This is a genomic window from Streptomyces prunicolor, from assembly GCF_045162825.1.
GTDB lineage: Bacteria > Actinomycetota > Actinomycetes > Streptomycetales > Streptomycetaceae > Streptomyces > Streptomyces prunicolor.
In genome coordinates this window covers 7,752,309-7,768,867 of sequence record NZ_CP108676.1, presented here as the reverse complement: position 1 = coordinate 7,768,867, position 16,559 = coordinate 7,752,309, and the positions used below count along the sequence as shown (strand labels likewise).

Annotated in this window: 15 protein-coding genes; 6 read left to right on the top strand and 9 right to left on the bottom strand. The window is 69.4% G+C overall.

The annotated features are described in order from the left end of the window. Positions 1-126 precede the first annotated feature (126 nt). The gene (locus tag OG588_RS35835; protein ID WP_405950848.1) at positions 127-792 is read left to right on the top strand and encodes a bifunctional DNA primase/polymerase; all 666 of its coding nucleotides are present in this window, start codon (positions 127-129) and stop codon (positions 790-792) included. A 147-nt stretch (positions 793-939) separates the two neighbouring features. Here the strand turns inward: OG588_RS35835 and ftsY are convergent, their stop codons facing one another. Then, the gene (ftsY, locus tag OG588_RS35830) at positions 940-2,142 is read right to left on the bottom strand and encodes a signal recognition particle-docking protein FtsY (protein ID WP_266862714.1); all 1,203 of its coding nucleotides are present in this window, start codon (positions 2,140-2,142) and stop codon (positions 940-942) included. Between the two features lie 110 nt (positions 2,143-2,252). On the opposite strand from ftsY, the gene OG588_RS35825 reads away from it, so the two are divergent. The 3 genes from OG588_RS35825 to OG588_RS35815 all read left to right on the top strand — a co-directional run bounded on the left by OG588_RS35825 (position 2,253) and on the right by OG588_RS35815 (position 5,452). Then, positions 2,253-3,677: a cytosine permease gene (locus OG588_RS35825; protein ID WP_405950847.1), complete on the top strand. Its 1,425-nt coding sequence runs from the start codon at positions 2,253-2,255 to the stop codon at positions 3,675-3,677. 373 nt (positions 3,678-4,050) lie between these two features. Beyond that, positions 4,051-5,022 (top strand): LLM class flavin-dependent oxidoreductase, encoded by a 972-nt coding sequence (locus tag OG588_RS35820; protein ID WP_266862711.1) that lies wholly within the window; start codon positions 4,051-4,053, stop codon positions 5,020-5,022. A gap of 70 nt (positions 5,023-5,092) precedes the next feature. After that, the gene (locus OG588_RS35815) at positions 5,093-5,452 is read left to right on the top strand and encodes a hypothetical protein (RefSeq protein WP_405950846.1); all 360 of its coding nucleotides are present in this window, start codon (positions 5,093-5,095) and stop codon (positions 5,450-5,452) included. 97 nt (positions 5,453-5,549) lie between these two features. Here the strand turns inward: OG588_RS35815 and OG588_RS35810 are convergent, their stop codons facing one another. The 4 genes from OG588_RS35810 to OG588_RS35795 form a co-directional block, all read right to left on the bottom strand. Then, positions 5,550-6,971, bottom strand: a complete 1,422-nt coding sequence (locus OG588_RS35810; RefSeq protein ID WP_365306921.1) for a sugar porter family MFS transporter — start codon at positions 6,969-6,971, stop codon at positions 5,550-5,552. A gap of 208 nt (positions 6,972-7,179) precedes the next feature. Beyond that, positions 7,180-10,785, bottom strand: coding sequence for a chromosome segregation protein SMC (gene smc / locus OG588_RS35805; RefSeq protein ID WP_405950845.1), 3,606 nt, complete (start codon positions 10,783-10,785; stop codon positions 7,180-7,182). A 216-nt stretch (positions 10,786-11,001) separates the two neighbouring features. Beyond that, positions 11,002-11,205 (bottom strand): hypothetical protein, encoded by a 204-nt coding sequence (locus OG588_RS35800; RefSeq protein ID WP_329258332.1) that lies wholly within the window; start codon positions 11,203-11,205, stop codon positions 11,002-11,004. 392 nt (positions 11,206-11,597) lie between these two features. Continuing rightward, positions 11,598-11,879, bottom strand: a complete 282-nt coding sequence (locus tag OG588_RS35795) for an acylphosphatase (RefSeq protein ID WP_405950844.1) — start codon at positions 11,877-11,879, stop codon at positions 11,598-11,600. 155 nt (positions 11,880-12,034) lie between these two features. Here OG588_RS35795 and OG588_RS35790 point away from each other — a divergent pair, with 155 nt between their 5' ends. Continuing rightward, entirely contained in the window at positions 12,035-13,321 is a 1,287-nt protein-coding gene (locus OG588_RS35790) for a CAP domain-containing protein (protein ID WP_405950843.1), read from the top strand. Between the two features lie 97 nt (positions 13,322-13,418). Beyond that, a complete protein-coding gene (locus OG588_RS35785) occupies positions 13,419-13,820 on the top strand; it encodes a winged helix-turn-helix transcriptional regulator (protein ID WP_405950842.1) in 402 nt (133 codons plus the stop codon). Here the strand turns inward: OG588_RS35785 and mutM are convergent. From mutM to OG588_RS35765, 4 genes are all read right to left on the bottom strand, one after another. Beyond that, on the bottom strand, positions 13,817-14,671 hold the full coding sequence (mutM, locus tag OG588_RS35780) for a bifunctional DNA-formamidopyrimidine glycosylase/DNA-(apurinic or apyrimidinic site) lyase (protein WP_405950841.1): 855 nt from the start codon (positions 14,669-14,671) through the stop codon (positions 13,817-13,819). The genes OG588_RS35785 and mutM overlap by 4 nt on opposite strands. Positions 14,672-14,749: 78 nt before the next feature. Continuing rightward, entirely contained in the window at positions 14,750-15,595 is an 846-nt protein-coding gene (rnc, locus tag OG588_RS35775) for a ribonuclease III (RefSeq protein WP_405950840.1), read from the bottom strand. 19 nt (positions 15,596-15,614) lie between these two features. Next, positions 15,615-15,788 (bottom strand): 50S ribosomal protein L32, encoded by a 174-nt coding sequence (gene rpmF / locus OG588_RS35770; protein ID WP_015657589.1) that lies wholly within the window; start codon positions 15,786-15,788, stop codon positions 15,615-15,617. 2 nt (positions 15,789-15,790) lie between these two features. Continuing rightward, a complete protein-coding gene (locus tag OG588_RS35765; protein ID WP_033282673.1) occupies positions 15,791-16,444 on the bottom strand; it encodes a DUF177 domain-containing protein in 654 nt (217 codons plus the stop codon). Positions 16,445-16,559: the final 115 nt, after the last annotated feature.

Below are 16,559 nucleotides of genomic sequence, written 5' to 3'. Positions count from 1 at the left end.
CGAGCACACCACCCGGGGTACCCCTGAGCGCCGCCTGGACCACGCGGCACGGGGCAGGCGTGAACGCAGAGTGACGTTACGCATCCGTCTCGTAACCACCGGTGCGTTGGACCCGTTGGAGGGGGCATGGGCTTCACGATCGGCAGCAGCCGGGGTATCCGCGACATCCGGTCCGGCACGCGCCGCCGCGGCCGCGCGTCGGAATGCACAGCGGTGGCCGAGTTCACCGGCCTCTGGGGCTGGGACGTGGTCGCCGGCGCACGGGCCGCGGGCGGCGCGTGCTCCTGCGGCGACACCAAGTGCCCCACGCCGGGCGCGCATCCACTGACCTTCGCTCCGGAAGTGCGGGCCGGCGCGACCCTCGACGAAGTCACCGACGCCTGGGCCGAGTTGCCGGGCGCTGCGGTGATGCTGCCGGTGGGCCGCGCGTTCGACGTGATCGAGGTGGCCGAGCCCGCCGGGCGCCGCGCGCTGGCCCGCCTGGAGCGGATGGGCCTCCCGCTCGGCCCGGTCGCGGCGACCCCCGACCACCGCGCCCAGTTCCTCGTCGCCCCCGGCGCCGCCGCCGAACTCCCTTCCCTGCTCTACCGCATGGGCTGGGACGACCCCACCTCCCTGGACCTCCGCGGCCTGGGCCCCGGCACCCACATCACCGCCCCACCCTCCGACCGAGCAGGCCTGGGCCCGGTCCGCTGGCTCCGCTCCCCCGCGCTGGACTCGGCGACCAAACCACCGGCCGCGCGGCTGCTGTTGGGCACGCTGGCGTACGTGGCACACAGGTCGCGCGCGTAGCCGTAGAGACGACGAAGTGCCCTTCTCCAAGCTGGAGAAGGGCACTTCGTCAAAGGGGGCAAGCGAAGCGCCCCTTCAGGGGCGCGGGGAACTGCGCGACCAGCCCCCACCGACCCGCAGCCAAAAAACCGCCCAACCCGCGGAGCGTCAGTCCCCGATAAGGGCATCGACAAACGCCTCCGGCTCAAAGGGCGCCAAGTCATCCGCCCCCTCGCCAAGCCCGATCAGCTTCACCGGCACCCCCAGTTCACGCTGAACGGCGATCACGATGCCCCCCTTGGCGGTACCGTCCAGCTTCGTCAGCACAATGCCGGTGATGTCGACGACCTCGGCAAAGACCCGCGCCTGCACCAGCCCGTTCTGCCCGGTCGTGGCGTCGAGCACAAGCAGGATCTCGTCGAGCGGCGCATGCTTCTCGACCACCCGCTTGACCTTCCCGAGCTCATCCATGAGCCCGGTCTTCGTGTGCAACCGCCCGGCCGTGTCGATGAGGACGACATCGACCCCCATCTCCTTGCCCTCCTTCACCGCGTCGAACGCGACGGAGGCAGGATCCCCGGCCTCGGGCCCGCGCACGGTGTGGGCACCGACCCGCTCACCCCAGGTCTGCAACTGATCGGCGGCGGCAGCCCGGAACGTGTCGGCGGCGCCGAGCACGACCGTCCGCCCGTCGGCCACGAGCACGCGCGCGAGCTTGCCGGTCGTGGTGGTCTTGCCCGTGCCGTTGACCCCGACGACCATCACGATGCCGGGCTTACGGTCCTCGGGCTCGGTCCTGACCGTGCGGTCGACGTCGGTGCCGACCAGCTTGAGCAGCTCCTCGCGCAGCAGCGTGCGCAGTTCCTGCGGGGTGCGGGTGCCGAGCACCTTCACGCGGGCGCGCAGGCCGTCGACCAGTTCCTGGGTGGGAGCCACGCCGACGTCGGCGGTGAGGAGGATCTCCTCGATCTCCTCCCAGGTGTCCTCGTCGAGGTGCTCGCGGGACAGCAGCGTGAGCAGCCCCTTGCCGAGCGCGTTCTGCGAGCGGGAGAGCCGGGAGCGCAGCCGGACGAGGCGTCCGGCGGTCGGCTCGGGAACATCCAGCTCGGGGACATCCAGTACGGGGGGTTCCTCGACGGCGACCGGGGCCGAGCCGTCCGGAAGATCCACCTCCTCTATCGTCCGGCGCGCTTCGTCGCGCGGCGTCTCGGCCTCGTCGCCGACGTGCGGCTCGGCCGGCGGGGCGGTGATGTCGGGCACGGAGGTGGGCGGCGGGGGCAGCGGCTTCTTGCGCCGACTGCCGACGACGAGCCCACCCAGCGCACCGAGCACGACCACGGCGATGACTACAGCAAGGATGACGGTTTCCATAACCCACTCAGTATCAGCCATGGGTCTGGTCCGTACCCAGCGCCTGTTTTCCCACTGGGGCAAATGCTTGCATTCATACATACAACGGGATCAATGTACGATCTCTCCCCATGGCAAGCCACGGCCTCGAAACCCGGGGCATCGAACCGGTACCCCTCGCCGAGCGCACCGCGAGCACCCGCGCCCTCTTCCCCACCTGGGTCGCCGCCAACATCACCGTCCTGCTGCTGACCATGGGCGCGACCCTCGCCGTCACCTTCGGCCTGAACTTCTGGCAGACCCTGGTCGTCGGCATCGTGGCCCCGATCGTGGCGTTCGGCCTGGTCGGGCTGATCGGCATCGCAGGCAAGCGGGGCGGCGCCCCCGGCATGGCACTGTCCCGGGCCGTCTTCGGGCAGCGCGGCAATCTGCTCCCCGGTGCGCTGATCTGGGTCGCGCGCTGGGGCTGGGAGACGATCAACGCGGTGACCGGCGCCTACGCGCTGCTGACCGTGCTGGACGTGCTCTTCGGCATCCGGCGCGGTACGGCGCTGATCGTCGTGACCCTGCTGCTGTTCGTCACCGCCACGTTCGCGATCTCCGGCCTGGGCATCGACGCGGTGCAGCGCTGCACCAGATGGGCCACCTGGCTCTTCGGCGTCTTCTCGGTGCTCGTGCTGGGCCGACTGCTCGTCGACACGGACTGGGGCAGGGTCTTCGGGCGGGGTCCGGGCCCCGTCTCCGCCGTGGTCACCGGTATCGGGCTGGTCGCCGCGGGCGGGATGAGCTGGGCACCGGCCGCGCCTGACTTCACGCGGTATCTGCCCGGTACGGCGTCCTCGGCGGCGATCGTGCGCAACACGGTCACCGGCGCCGGGATCGTCGTACTCCCGATGGTCCTGATGGGCGCGGTGATGGCGGCGGAGCTCCCGGATCTCGCGGCCACCGCCGACCCGGTGTCCTTCCTCGGCGAGATCCTCCCGCTGTGGCTCGCGGTGCCGTACCTGCTCATCGCGCTGGTCGGGATGCTGCTGATCAACGCGATGTCGATGTACTCGGCGGGCTTCACCGCGCAGACCCTCGGTTTCCGGGTGTCGCGCCCCTGGGCGGTCTCGGTGAACGCGGTGATCTCGCTGGTCCTGGGCGCGGTCCTGATGCTGGCCACGACCGGTGTCATCGGCTCCTTCGTCGCCTTCCTCTCGCTGCTCGCGGTGGCGTTCTCGGCCTGGATCGGCGTCTTCGGCGTGGACATGCTCCGCCGCACGGAGTACGACCCCGTCGCCCTGCTCGACACCACCCGCACCAGCGCCTACTGGTACCGGGCGGGCTTCGCTCCGGCGGCGGTCATCGCGTGGGCGCTCGGCCTGGGCGCCGGCCTGCTGTTCACGAGCTCGGACTGGTTCACCGGCCCACTGGCCACCGGCAACCCGGTCGGCGAGTACGGCATGGGCTGGGTGGCGACGATCGCGGTCTCGGGCCTGCTGTACGCGGTCCTGCCGAAGCCGCCTGTCCGCGAGGCGGCGCGCGCCGGGGAGCCCGCGAGGGTGGCGGTCTAGGGCCGGTCCCAGGAAATCGGCGGCGTCTGGTGCGCGCGGCTGCAAGGCGATCCGCCGGACAGGCGCTACCCGTTCCGGCCGCTCTTGTGCAGGGCGGTGCTCGCCCGGAAGCGCAGCCGCAGGCAGCGGTCGGCCGCTTCGTGCGGCGCGTCCTGGGCGCAGCAGCAGTGTTCGGCCAGCTACCGGAGGTCCTCCGGGGCGAGCCAGAGGGCGATGCGCCCGTGCTCGGCCTCCGCCTGCGGGTTCGTGGGTGCGGGATCGCTCATCCCCCGAGCCTACGAGCAACTCCGGCCGCCCCCATGGCCATCTGACGTACCGTCAGCTACCGTCCCCCAGCACACACGACCCCACCGCACACGAAGGGGGACCTCCCATGCCCGTCTCGGTCGTACGTTTCAACCTCGTCGAACCCGGCGCCACCCCCGCCTCGCTGAGCGCCCGCTACCGGGCCGCCCTGGAGATGGCCGCGTACGCCGACGAGCACGGGATCACCACCGTGCAGACGGAGGAGCACCACGGTGTCGCCAACAACTGGCTGCCGTCGCCCTTCGCCTTCGCGGGCGCGGTGTTCGGGGCGACCCGGCACATCGCGGTGACCGTCTCGGCGGTGATCGGCCCGCTGCACGACCCGCTCCGGCTGGCCGAGGACATCGCCGTACTCGACCTGTTGAGCGGCGGCCGACTGGTGACCGTCGCCGGGATCGGCTACCGACCGGAGGAATACGCCCAGTTCGACGTGGAGTGGAAGCAACGGGGCAGGCTCCAGGACGAGTTGCTGGAGACGGTCCTGAAGGCGTGGTCCGGCGAGGAGTTCGAGTATCGCGGCCGTACCGTACGGGTCACCCCGCGCCCGTTCTCCGACCCGCACCCCCTGCTGCTGGTCGGCGGTTCCTCGAAGGCCGCCGCCCGTCGGGCCGCCCGGCTCGGTCTGCCGTTCTTCCCCAGCGCGCACCTGCCCGACCTGGAGGCGTACTACAAGGACCGGCTCGTCGAGTACGGCACCGAGGGCTGGACCATGATGCCGGGCGCCGAGACCCCGCTGCTGCACATCGCCGAGGATCCGGACCGGGCCTGGGCCGAGTACGGGGCGCACTTCCTGCACGAGGCGCGGACGTACGCGTCCTGGCAGTCCGGGGACATCCGCTCGGCGGTGAAGTCGGGGGCGACGACCGTGGCCGAGCTGCGCGCGGAGGGCGTCTACCGGATTCTCACGCCGGACGAGTGCGTGGCGCTGGGGCTCGACAACCTCGTACTGCATCCGCTGTCGGGCGGGATGCCGGTGGACGAGGGATGGCGCAGCCTGCGGCTGTTCGCGGAGCGGGTGCTGCCGCGGCTCGGGGAGTGACCCCGATCCGGAGAGTGACCTTTACCCGCAACCGGTGGACCGGCCGGTCGACCGGTGGTCCACTGCGGTCATGACCTTGGCTGTGGATGTGTTCCTGCGTGACGCGGACGGCCAGTGGAACGTGCTCGACGTTCCGGAGGGGTGCAACGACTCGGCCGGCTTCGAGAACTGGCGCGAGACCGTCTGGGGTTCGGCGCCCGTGCGCGCGCTGGGCTGCGTGTACCTTCCCGTGCTGGCCTCCAGCGACCTGTACGTCGAGGCCACGGACGTACCGGACTTCCTGCGCGAGCTGGCGTTGCTGCGGGAGCGTCTGGAAGCTGTCGCCGCGGCGGTCGGCGAGCGCACCGACCTCGTGGAGAGCCGCCTGGACAACATCGAGGCCGCCGCTCTCCGGGCCCGGGAGATCGGCGGCGGCGTCCTCATCTGGTGACCGATGGGTGGTTTCGGGGAGACGGGCGGCGGGGGATTGAGCCCGCCTCCCCGAGTTCATGGGGCCCCGGCTCACGGGACCCGATTCTTGGGGCCGGTCAGCCCATGTCCTCCAGCCGCTTGCCCTTCGTCTCCTTCACGAACTTCAGGACGAACGGGATGGAGAGCGCGGCGAAGACCGTGTAGATCACGTAGGTCGCGGAGAGGTTCCAGTCGGCCAGCGACGGGAAGCTCGCGGTGATGGCCCAGTTGGCGATCCACTGCGCGGAGGCCGCGACACCCAGGGCGGCGGCGCGGATCCGGTTCGGGAACATCTCGCCGAGGAAGACCCAGACCACGACACCCCAGGACAGGGCGAAGAACAGGACGAAGACGTGGGCCGCGATCAGCGCGGTCCAGCCCTGCGCGGAGGGCAGCTTGCCGTCGACCAGGTGGTACGAGAAGGCCCAGGCCTCCAGCGCGAGACCGACGACCATGCCGACCGAACCGATGAGGGCCAGCGGCTTACGGCCGATGCGGTCCACGAAGATCATGGCGATCACGGTGCCGATGATGTTCACGATCGACGTGGTGAAGGAGTAGAAGAACGACTGGGTCGGGTCGACGCCGACGGACTGCCACAGCGTCGCGGAGTAGTAGAACGCGACGTTGATGCCGACGAGCTGCTGGAAGGCCGAGAGGCCGATGCCGACCCAGACGATCGGCTTGAAGTAGAAGCCTCCACCACCGAGCAGGTCCTTGAAGGTCGACTTGTGCTCGCTCTTCATCGCGTGCTCGATCTCGGCGACGCGGGCGTCCAGGTCGATGTCGTCGCCCTCGACCTCACGCAGCACGTCGTGGGCGCGGCTCAGCTTGCCCGCCGAGATCAGGAAGCGCGGGGACTCGGGGATGGCGAAGGAGAGCAGGCCGTAGAGGATGGCCGGGATCACCATCACGCCGAGCATGACCTGCCAGGCCTCCAGGCCCATCAGCTTGCCGCGCTGGTCGCCGTCGGCGGCGTTCAGCAGGCCCCAGTTGACCAGCTGCGAGATCGCGATGCCGATGACGATCGCGGCCTGCTGGAAGGAGCCGAGCCGGCCGCGGTAGGCGGGCGGGGAGACCTCGGCGATGTAGGCCGGGCCGATGACGGAGGCCATACCGATGGCGAAACCGCCGATGACCCGCCAGAAGGCGAGGTCCCAGAGCGCGAAGGGCAGCGCCGAACCGACGGCGCTGATGGTGAACAGCACCGCGGAGATCTGCATACAGCGGATACGGCCGATCCGGTCGGCTATCCGGCCGGCGGTCGCCGCGCCGATGGCACAGCCGATCAGGGCGATGGCGATGACCTGCGCCAGGACCGTGGAGCCGACGTCGTAGCGGTCGCGGATCGCTTCGACGGCGCCGTTGATCACGGAGCTGTCGTAGCCGAAGAGGAAACCGCCCATCGCGGCCGCCGCCGCGATGAAGATGACGTGCGCGAGATGTTCGGGATGAGCCGGCCCGGCTCCTGACTGAGGTGCCTGCGCAGTGCTGGTCACGTGTAACTCCTGAGGCCACCGGCGTCGCTGCCGGGGTGGGGGGGCGACCCTTCCAGTGGCGCACAGCTTCCCGCTGCCCACCACCTGAAGGTAAAAGCAACGTTGCAGAGACTATGCCTTCAAGTTTCGAAGTCAATAGGGGGTCTGATGTGAAATCCAACGCCACAGGTCACGCCACGCGTTCAACACTTGAACGCGCGATGAAGGTCTAGCGGAGGCGCTGCGAAATGACCTTCGACACCCCGTCGCCCTGCATGGAGACGCCGTACAACGCGTCGGCGACCTCCATCGTGCGCTTCTGGTGGGTGATCACGATCAGCTGCGAGGCCTCCTGCAGCTCCTGCATGATCCGGATCAGCCGCTGGAGGTTGGTGTCGTCGAGCGCCGCCTCGACCTCGTCCATCACATAGAACGGGCTGGGCCGAGCCTTGAAGATCGACACCAGCAGCGCTACGGCGGTGAGGGACCGCTCCCCGCCGGAGAGCAGCGAGAGCCGCTTGACCTTCTTGCCGGGCGGGCGGGCCTCCACATCCACACCCGTGGTCAGCATGTTGTCGGGATCGGTCAGGATCAACCTGCCCTCGCCACCCGGAAACAGTCGGCTGAAGACACCCTCGAACTGGATGGCCGTGTCCCGGTAGGCCTCGGTGAAGACCTGCTCGACGCGCTCGTCGACCTCCTTCACCACTTGAAGCAGGTCGGCGCGGGTCTTCTTCAGGTCCTCCAGCTGCTCACTGAGGAACTTGTGCCGCTCCTCCAGCGCCGCGAACTCCTCCAGCGCGAGCGGGTTCACCTTCCCGAGCTGCTGGTACGCCCGTTCGGCCGACTTGAGCCGCTTCTCCTGCTCGGCGCGGTGGAATGTCCGGGGCTGGTTGCGCGGGTCCTCCGGATCATCGGGCAGCACCTCACCCTCGGCGGCGAGCGAGGGCGGCACGAGCTGATGCGGCCCGTACTCCTCGACGAGCCCCGCCGGCTCCACCCCCAACTCCTCCAGCGCCTTGCTCTCCAGCTGCTCGATCCGCATCCGCTTCTCGGCACCGAGCACTTCCCCTCGGTGCACGGAGTCGGTGAGCTTGTCGAGCTCGCCCTTGAGGTCGCGCCCCTGGTTCCGGGCGGCGGCCAGCTCCTGCTCGCGGCGCGCCTTGGCGGCATCGGCGGCGGTGCGCTCCTCGTCACCACGGGCGAGGGACACCTCGACATGCGCGAGCAACTGCCGAGCCCCGAAGGCAACGGCCTCCGCCACGGCCGCCTCGTGCCGCAGCCGCGCGAGCCGCTGCTCCGCCCGCGCACGCGCCTCACGCTCCGCTCGGGCCCCCCGGTCCAGCGCATCGGCCCGCCCGGCAAGCCCCTTGACCCGCTCCTCATGCGTACGAACCTGAAGCCGCGCCTCCATCTCGGTCTGCCGCGCATTGGCCCCATCAGCGGCAAGCCGATCCCGCACGGAGGTATCGGGCTCCTCCTCGACCGGCATCTCCTCAGCAACAGCCAGCCGTTCGGCCAGTACTTCAGCCTCTTCTACGGCCTTGTCGAGCGCGTCCTGTGCCCGTGTCGCCGCCGCGGTCGATCGCTCGGCCTCCCCGGCGGCGCCCCGCGCCTGCCCTGCGAGCCGCCCCAACTGCTGTGCCACGGTCGACTTCTCGCGCTCCGCGGCTCGGCGCCGCTCCCCCAACTCCTCGACGAGCGCGGCGCATTCCTTGCGGTGCTCGCCTGCGGTCTGCTGGGTGGCGGCCAACTCCTCGCAACGGATGGCCAGTTCTTCGAGTTCGGCTGCGGCTTCGTCCACTGAGGCCTGGACTTCGAGGAGGCTGGGGGCGCCTGCGGAGCCGCCGTGGGCGAAGTGGGCGCCTAGCAGGTCGCCTTCGGCGGTTACCGCGGTCAACTCGGGGTGCGTATATACGAGTTGCTCGGCGGCTTCGAGGGTGTCGACCACGACGTAGTTGTGCAGGAGGCGGCGGACTGCGGGCATGAGGTCGGCGGGGGCGCGGACGAAATCAGCGGCGAAGGGTTGTCTGTTGTCTGCGGGCTCGTCGTGGCTGGGCGCGCCGTTCCCCGCGCCCCTTTGGGGCGCCTCAGTCACCGGGGTCGAATGCTCAGGGTTGCCTGCCAGCAGCAGTGCCGCCCTGCCTCCGTCCTGTTTGCGCAGCAGGCGGATTGCGTCCGCCGCCGATGCCGGTGTCGTCACGGCGATCGCGTCCGCCGCCGCGCCGAAGGCCGCCGCCAGGGCTACCTCGTGGCCCGGGGTCACCGTGAGCAGTTCTGCGGCCGGGCCCAGGATTCCGGTGAGGCGGTCGCGGGCGCCCAGCAGTATTCCGGTGCCGTCCTTGCGGCGCAGGCCCAGCGCCAGCGCCTCGTGGCGGGCCTGGGTCGCGGCCCGCTTGCGTTCCGCCGCTGTGGCCGCTTCCCGGGCTGCCGTCAACCCGGCCTCCGCCTCGGCCAGTTGGCGCTTGGCCGCCTCGTGCTGTTCGGAGAGTTCCGCGTCGCCGGCGTCGAGGCCGTCCACCTCGGCCTGGAGTGTCTCGTACTCCTCCTGCGCGGTGACCGCACGCTCCTGGGCCTCGTCGCGGGCGGAGGCCAGGCGGTCGATCTCGGCCTGGGCGGAGGCGGCGCGTGAACGGGCGGCGTTGACCTGGCCGTTGAGACGGGCAAGGCCCTCGCGGCGGTCGGCGATGGAACGGGCCACGTCCTTCAGGCGCCGTTCCTCGGCCGTCAACTCCCGCTCCAGCTCGGAGCGGTGGGCGACCGTGTCCTCCAGGGCGTGCTCGGCCGCTTCCAAGGCCGCTTCCAACTCGGCTTCCTGTTCGCGGATGCGGGCGGCCTCGCGCTCCATGTCCTCGGGGTCGCGGCCTCGCCGTTCCTCCGGTGGAGCCGACGTCGCGCTCTTCACCCGGGCGTCGGCCAGCGAGATCGTGCCGCGTACCCGCTCGGCCAGCTGGGACAGCTCGTACCAGGTCTGCTGGGCGCGCTGGAGGCGTGGGGTGAGCTGCCGTACCTCGTCCTCCAGGAGGCCCTCGCGCTGGAGTGCCTTGCGCAGCTCCAGCTCGGCGGCCTCCTTGCGGCCCTTCAGTGCGGCCTCGTCGGCGATCTCGGTGTTCAGCGCCTGGCGCAGTCGTACGAGATCGTCGGCGAGCAGGCGGAGGCGGGCGTCGCGGAGGTCCGCCTGGATGACGGCGGCACGGCGGGCGACGGCGGCCTGGCGGCCCAAGGGCTTGAGCTGGCGGCGGAGTTCGTCCGTCAGGTCCTGTACGCGCGCGAGGTTGGCCTGCATCGCGTCCAGTTTGCGGAGGGCCTTCTCCTTGCGCTTGCGGTGCTTGAGGACTCCGGCCGCTTCCTCGATGAAGGCGCGGCGGCCCATGGGGTCGGCGTGGAGCACGGAGTCGAGCTGGCCCTGGCCGACGATGACGTGCATCTCGCGGCCGATGCCGGAGTCGGAGAGGAGTTCCTGGATGTCGAGGAGGCGACACGTGTCGCCGTTGATCTGGTACTCGCTGCCGCCGTTGCGGAACATGATCCGCGTGATGGTGACCTCGGCGTACTCGATGGGCAGTGCCCCGTCGGAGTTGTCGATGGTGAGGGACACCTCGGCGCGGCCCAGCGGGGGGCGGCCGGTGGTGCCGGCGAAGATAACGTCCTCCATCTTGCCGCCGCGCAGTGACTTGGCGCCCTGTTCGCCCATGACCCAGCTGAGCGCGTCCACGACATTGGACTTGCCCGAGCCGTTCGGACCGACGACGCATGTGATCCCCGGCTCGAACCGGAGCGTGGTCGCCGAGGCGAACGACTTGAACCCCCGCAGGGTCAGGGCCTTGAGGTGCACGCCGCTGGACTCTACCTTCCGCTGCTCGCTCTCTCCATGAACGTCCGGTTCCCCGCGGTTTCGCCCTTGAACGTGCAGGGCACACCAAACGTTAAAGAGGGTGGAGGCATGCGGGGGAAAGAAAGAAGGGACGCCGAAGCGTCCCTTGCAAACTCTGACAGTGCAGCGGTTGATGCTGGCAGCTCAGCCACTGTTCGTCATGGTGCGTCGTAGTGATCAGGTGAGCGCGGGCTCAGCCTGGCGTACGTCGATGCTCTCGAGAAGCGAATCGTGAGTTGCGGCAGCCGTCAGCGCGTCGTTCTCTTCCTGGATCCGAACGAGCTCGGATTCCAGGTCCTGGACGCGCTGCTGGAGCCGTCGCATCTCGGCGAGGAGTCGCGGGTCGGAACCGCCGACGTAACCGAGAAGCGCCTTTGCCATGATGGATGGTCCTCCACACTGAGTGACCGACCGAAGCGGTGTGGGTCGTGAGGGAATCGCACCCGCGGTGCTTGACAGTCTTGGGTGTTGCTCTGCTGTTCTTCCATGCCAAACAGCTAAGGTGCGCGGGGCTTTCAGAGTCTCACCAAAAAGTTTGACGGTCAACACGATCACGCCCTGTATTGGCGGGCATCCCGGGGGCGCGCGGCCCTGAGCGGGCGGCGCTGCGACTCCTGCGGGCTTCTTCAGGTGTGGCGATCATCCTTAGGTGCGGAGCCTGCCAGAGCGAGCCGTTCTTGGCAACCACCAGGCAATTTCCGCTAGCGGCAGCTGCCGGTGGCATGTCCCGCCGCTTCCGCCAGGACCGCTTTACACCGTTTCGCAGTTTGTGCTCAGCGGATCGCGAAGCCGTCGTAGCCGCCGCGGGGTGTGTCCCAGATCTCGGTGACGCCATCCACGCGCCCGGGCGTGTCGTGCCCCTGGAGCCAGTCCAGGAGTCCTTGGCAGCCCTCGCGCGATCCTTCCGCGACCACTTGCACGCGTCCGTCGCCCAAATTGAGAGCAAAACCACTCAGGCCCCCGATCTCCAGAGCCTTGGCACGGGTAAACCACCGAAAACCCACACCTTGCACACGCCCTCGCACCCAGGCGACCATCCGCACATCCACGCTCATGGCTGCAACCTAACCGGCCAAAACCTCTCTGGGCACTTGCTCCCCTCCCGCCATGCGGTACCGTCCGCCCCAATGAATCTCATATGAAACTCACTCGATCGAGTGAGCTGGGTCACCGCACGGACGAGTTGACCGCAAGGACGAAAGGCAAGGACATGGGACGCCACCGACGCTCCGCCGCCGGCCGCGCCGCCACGAGCCGCGCCACGGGGGTCACAGAGACGCACGGCTCATACACGAGCGGCTACGACCCGCATGACTCGTACGACTGGAACGACCGCTCCGACCTCTCCAACCGGAACGACCGCTTCGACTGGAACCCGGCCGACGGCTCGACGATCGGCATGGCGCCCTATCTCCACCCGGAGGGTCCCGCCGAGTTCCACCCGAACCACCAGACCCACGCGAACCACCAGGTCCCCGCGGACCATGGGGTCCGCGAGGTCCGCTCGAACCACGAGGTCCCGCCGAAGAGCGAAGCCCGCCTGCGGGCCGAGACCCGGCTGAAGGCCGACACCCGACTCAAGAGCGAGGCCTATCTCTTCGCCACCGAGGAGGACTACGCCGTGGTCTTCCCCGAGGCGGCGGGTGCCTCCTCCCGGGGCGACGGCTCACGCCCGGGCCGCGGACGCCGCCGCAAGCGCAAGAGCGTGACGCCGGCGGTCAAGTCCGGTCTGCTCGGCGTCTCCGCCGCGGTCGCCATCGGCACGGTGGCGGTCGCCGCGGGCGCGATGCCGGGGCTGGAGAACTACAAGCTCGGCGGCGGTGGCGGCTCGGACAAGGTGCAGGCGGCCGGTTCGCCGTCCAACTCCGCGACCGAGCAGGGCGGCACCTCCGGCAGCGCGGAGTCCCGCGACGACGGCTCCTCCACGAGCCGTGGCGCGAACCGCGCGGCCTCCCCCTCGGCGGCTCCGACCAAGTCCGCCACCGCGCCCGCCACGAAGGCCCCGGCAAAGAAGCCGGCGGCCACCCCGACCGAGGAGCCGACGACCAAGGCTCCCTCGGCGAAGCCCACCACTCCGACGCCTACGCAGTCCGCCGACGCACCGGTGACGGTCTCCGCGGAGGCCGCGGCCGAGGCCGCGGTGCTCAAGCTCGTCAATGAGCAGCGGGCGATCGTCGGCTGCAGCCCGGTGGCCGCGAACAGCGCGCTGACCGAGCTGGCCGAGAACTTCAGCACACAGATGGCCACCGAGGACTTCTTCGACCACACCGACCCCAGCGGGGCCACTCCGTGGGACCGGGCGGAGAAGCTCGGCATCACCAACCTCGGCGGCGAGAACATCGCCCGCGGCCAGGCCGACGCGGCCGCGGTCATGGACGCCTGGATGAACAGCCCCGGCCACAAGGCCAACATCCTGAACTGCGACTTCAAGACCCTGGGCGTGGGTGTGCACTTCGGCACCGACGGTCCTTGGTGGACGCAGGACTTCGGGTACTAGTCCGAGGCCGTAGGACTCCTATGGACGCCTACAGGGAGCGCTAACCACTGGTTAGTGCTCCCTTTTGGTTAGCGCTGCGTTCGCGTACTCTGGCGACATGGACACGACCCAGGAGCGTACGGAGGAGCAGAGCTTCCCGTACGACGTCTTCGCGAAGGCCTGCCCCTCCCGAGGCACCCTGGAGCACGTCACGGGCCGCTGGGGCGGACTCACCCTGTGCGCGCTGCACGAGGGCTCGCTGCGCTTCAACGAGCTGCGGCGCCGCGTCGACGGCGTGAGCGAGAAGATGCTCTCGCAGACCCTGCACGCCCTGGAGCGCGACGGCCTGGTCCACCGCGAGGCCCAGCCGACCAACCCACCACGCGTGGACTACGAGTTGACCCCGCTGGGACACGGCGTCGCCGAACGCCTCACGGGACTGGTCGACTTCGTGGAGTCCCGCATGGACGACGTCCTCGCGGCCCGCACGCGCTACGACGAGACCCGCGGCGCCCGCTAACTCCTCGGCGCCCGCTGGCACTTCGGGCAGAAGTAGCTCGACCGGTTCATCCACGCCCGCCGGCTCATCGGCGTACCGCAGCGCCGGCACGGCAGACCCTCACGGCCGTAGGCGTCGAGCGAGCGGTCGAAGTAGCCCGACTCCCCGTTCACGTTGACGTACAGGCTGTCGAAGCTGGTGCCGCCCACGTCGAGGGCCGCGTTCATCACATCCCGTGCGTGGCCCAGGAGTTCGGCGGTGCGCGGGCGGGTGAAGGTCGCGGTCGGGCGTTCGTAGTGGACGCGGGCCCGCCAAAGGGCCTCGTCCGCATAGATGTTGCCGACTCCGCTGATCAACGACTGGTCGAGCAGGGCCCGTTTGATGGTCGTCCGCTTGCGGCGCAGGGACTGGTGGAACAACTCGTCGTCGAACAACGGGTCCAGGGGGTCGCGCGCGATGTGCGCGATGACGTCCGGCAGCCCGTCCGGAGTGGTTTCGTGCAACGACAGCCCACCGAAGGTGCGTTGGTCGACGAAACGGAGTTCGGTACCGAGGCCGTCCGCGAACCGGACCCGGATGCGCAGATGCTTCTCGTCGGCCAACTCATGCGGCTGGACCAGGAGTTGACCACTCATCCCGAGATGCGCGAGCACCGCCTGATGCGTGTCCTCCAACGGCAGCCACAGATACTTGCCGCGCCTGCTCGGCGTACCGATCCGATGTCCCTTGAGCCGGTGGGCGAAGTCGTCGGCGCCGGCGACATGCCGCCGCACCGCACGCGGATGCAGTACCTCGGCATCGGCGACGGTGCGCTGGGCGACCCACCGCTCCAGACCGCGTCGGACTACCTCGACCTCGGGCAACTCGGGCATGACATCCCCTTGTGGCAACGGGTGAATGAGCCGAGCGCCCGTCCCACGCGGGGACGGGCGCTCGGTCGCGCTGTTCGGTCAGGCGGACGCCGACGACGGGTCGGCGCTCTCCTCGGCAGGCTGCTCAGCGGCCTCGGTGGCGGTCTCGACGGCCTGTTGTTCGGCCGTCTCCTTCGCCTTCTCGGCTCGCTCGTCCGCGTCGGCCCGGATGGACCGCCAGGCGGACTCGGCGGCCTGCTGCTCCGCCTCCTTCTTGCTGCGGCCGGTGCCGGTGCCGTACGAGACGCCTCCGACGCGGGCGGCAGCAGTGAAGGTCTTCTCGTGATCGGGGCCGGTCTCCGTGACCAGGTACTCGGGGACACCGAGCCCCTCGGTCGCGGTGAGCTCCTGGAGACTGGTCTTCCAGTCCAGGCCGGCACCGAGGTTCGAGGACTTCTCGATGAGCGGGTCGAACAGGCGATGTACCAGTTCGGAGGCCGCGTCGAGGCCCTGGTCGAGATAGACCGCGCCGATCACCGCTTCCAGGGTGTCGGCGAGGATGGACGCCTTGTCCCGGCCCCCCGTGCCCTCTTCACCACGGCCGAGCCGGATGAAGGAGCCGAGTTCCAGACCGCGACCGACCTCCGCCAGCGCACGAGAATTGACCACCGCGGCCCGCAGCTTGGCCAGTTGGCCTTCGGGCAGGTCGGGGTGGGTGGTGTACAGCGTGTCCGTGACGACCAGGCCGAGCACGGAGTCCCCGAGGAACTCCAGCCGCTCGTTCGTCGGCAGACCGCCGTTCTCGTACGCGTACGAACGGTGGGTCAGCGCACGCACCAGAAGGGCGGACTCGAGGTGGTACCCGAGCCGCCCTTCCAACAGCGTGTGGGACGAGGCTGTGTCCGCGTGTTTCTTGGCGACTGAGTCGGCCTTGACGTCAGACATGGTGCCTCTCACCAGCCGCTCAGACCTCGAGGACCTGGCGCTTGTTGTACGTGCCGCAAGAAGGGCACGCGATGTGCTGCTGCTTGGGCTCGTGGCAGCGCTCGCACGCAACCAGAGGGGTGACCGCAGCCTTCCACTGCGACCGGCGGTGGCGCGTGTTGCTGCGCGACATCTTCCGCTTCGGAACAGCCACGGCTACTTCTCCTGCTTCTCGTTGGCGCGCGCCGGTCGGGGCGCTTCGCCACTGATCTCGTCCTTCTCGCCGTCTTCGAGTGAACCGGCGAGTCCCTGCAGTGCCGCCCAACGGATGTCGACGGCGTCATGGTGGTGGTCCGGGTCGTCCGTGAGCCGTACTCCGCACTCGGAGCACAGGCCCAGACAGTCGTCCTGGCACACCGGCTGCATCGGCAGTGCGAGCACCACCGCATCGCGCAGCACGGATTCGAGGTCGAACAAGCCGTCCTCGATGAAGAGCCTGTCCTCGTCTTCCTCGGCGTCGTCGACCGGTTCCGCCTTTACGCGGCCACGGTCGTCGGCGTCAGGGTACGAGAACATCTCCTGGAAGTCCGCTTCGAGCGACAGCTCCAGCGGCTCCAGACACCTTACGCACTCCCCCTTGGCCGTTGCACGGGCGGTGCCTGTGACAAGCACCCCTTCCATGACGGACTCAAGGCGGAGGTCGAGCTCCACCGGGGCGCCTTCCGGCACTCCGATGACCCCCTGGATCCCGAGATCCTTGGGAGCGTCGATCGAACGGTTCAGGCGCTGCAGCGCACCAGGACGCCGACCCAGCTCGTGAGTGTCGAACACGAGAGGGTTGCGGTGGTCGAGGCGGGCGTTCAGAGCCATCCCTGTCTTTCGGTCTGCTAGCTCAAGAGGACGCTGCCCTTCGGTGCTTCCGGGCAGCGTTGATCGCGGACGTACACGCGACCGAAGAGCCAGGATACTGGACCTTTCGCTCACG

What these genes read in the sequence shown, in the direction of transcription:
- OG588_RS35835 (WP_405950848.1), top strand. Translation starts at nt 127, where the DNA reads ATGGGCTTCACGATCGGCAGCAGCCGGGGTATCCGCGACATCCGGTCC.
- ftsY (WP_266862714.1), bottom strand. Translation starts at nt 2,142, where the DNA reads ATGGAAACCGTCATCCTTGCTGTAGTCATCGCCGTGGTCGTGCTCGGT.
- OG588_RS35825 (WP_405950847.1), top strand. Translation starts at nt 2,253, where the DNA reads ATGGCAAGCCACGGCCTCGAAACCCGGGGCATCGAACCGGTACCCCTC.
- OG588_RS35820 (WP_266862711.1), top strand. Translation starts at nt 4,051, where the DNA reads ATGCCCGTCTCGGTCGTACGTTTCAACCTCGTCGAACCCGGCGCCACC.
- OG588_RS35815 (WP_405950846.1), top strand. Translation starts at nt 5,093, where the DNA reads ATGACCTTGGCTGTGGATGTGTTCCTGCGTGACGCGGACGGCCAGTGG.
- OG588_RS35800 (WP_329258332.1), bottom strand. Translation starts at nt 11,205, where the DNA reads ATGGCAAAGGCGCTTCTCGGTTACGTCGGCGGTTCCGACCCGCGACTC.
- OG588_RS35795 (WP_405950844.1), bottom strand. Translation starts at nt 11,879, where the DNA reads ATGAGCGTGGATGTGCGGATGGTCGCCTGGGTGCGAGGGCGTGTGCAA.
- OG588_RS35790 (WP_405950843.1), top strand. Translation starts at nt 12,035, where the DNA reads ATGGGACGCCACCGACGCTCCGCCGCCGGCCGCGCCGCCACGAGCCGC.
- OG588_RS35785 (WP_405950842.1), top strand. Translation starts at nt 13,419, where the DNA reads ATGGACACGACCCAGGAGCGTACGGAGGAGCAGAGCTTCCCGTACGAC.
- mutM (WP_405950841.1), bottom strand. Translation starts at nt 14,671, where the DNA reads ATGCCCGAGTTGCCCGAGGTCGAGGTAGTCCGACGCGGTCTGGAGCGG.
- rnc (WP_405950840.1), bottom strand. Translation starts at nt 15,595, where the DNA reads ATGTCTGACGTCAAGGCCGACTCAGTCGCCAAGAAACACGCGGACACA.
- OG588_RS35765 (WP_033282673.1), bottom strand. Translation starts at nt 16,444, where the DNA reads ATGGCTCTGAACGCCCGCCTCGACCACCGCAACCCTCTCGTGTTCGAC.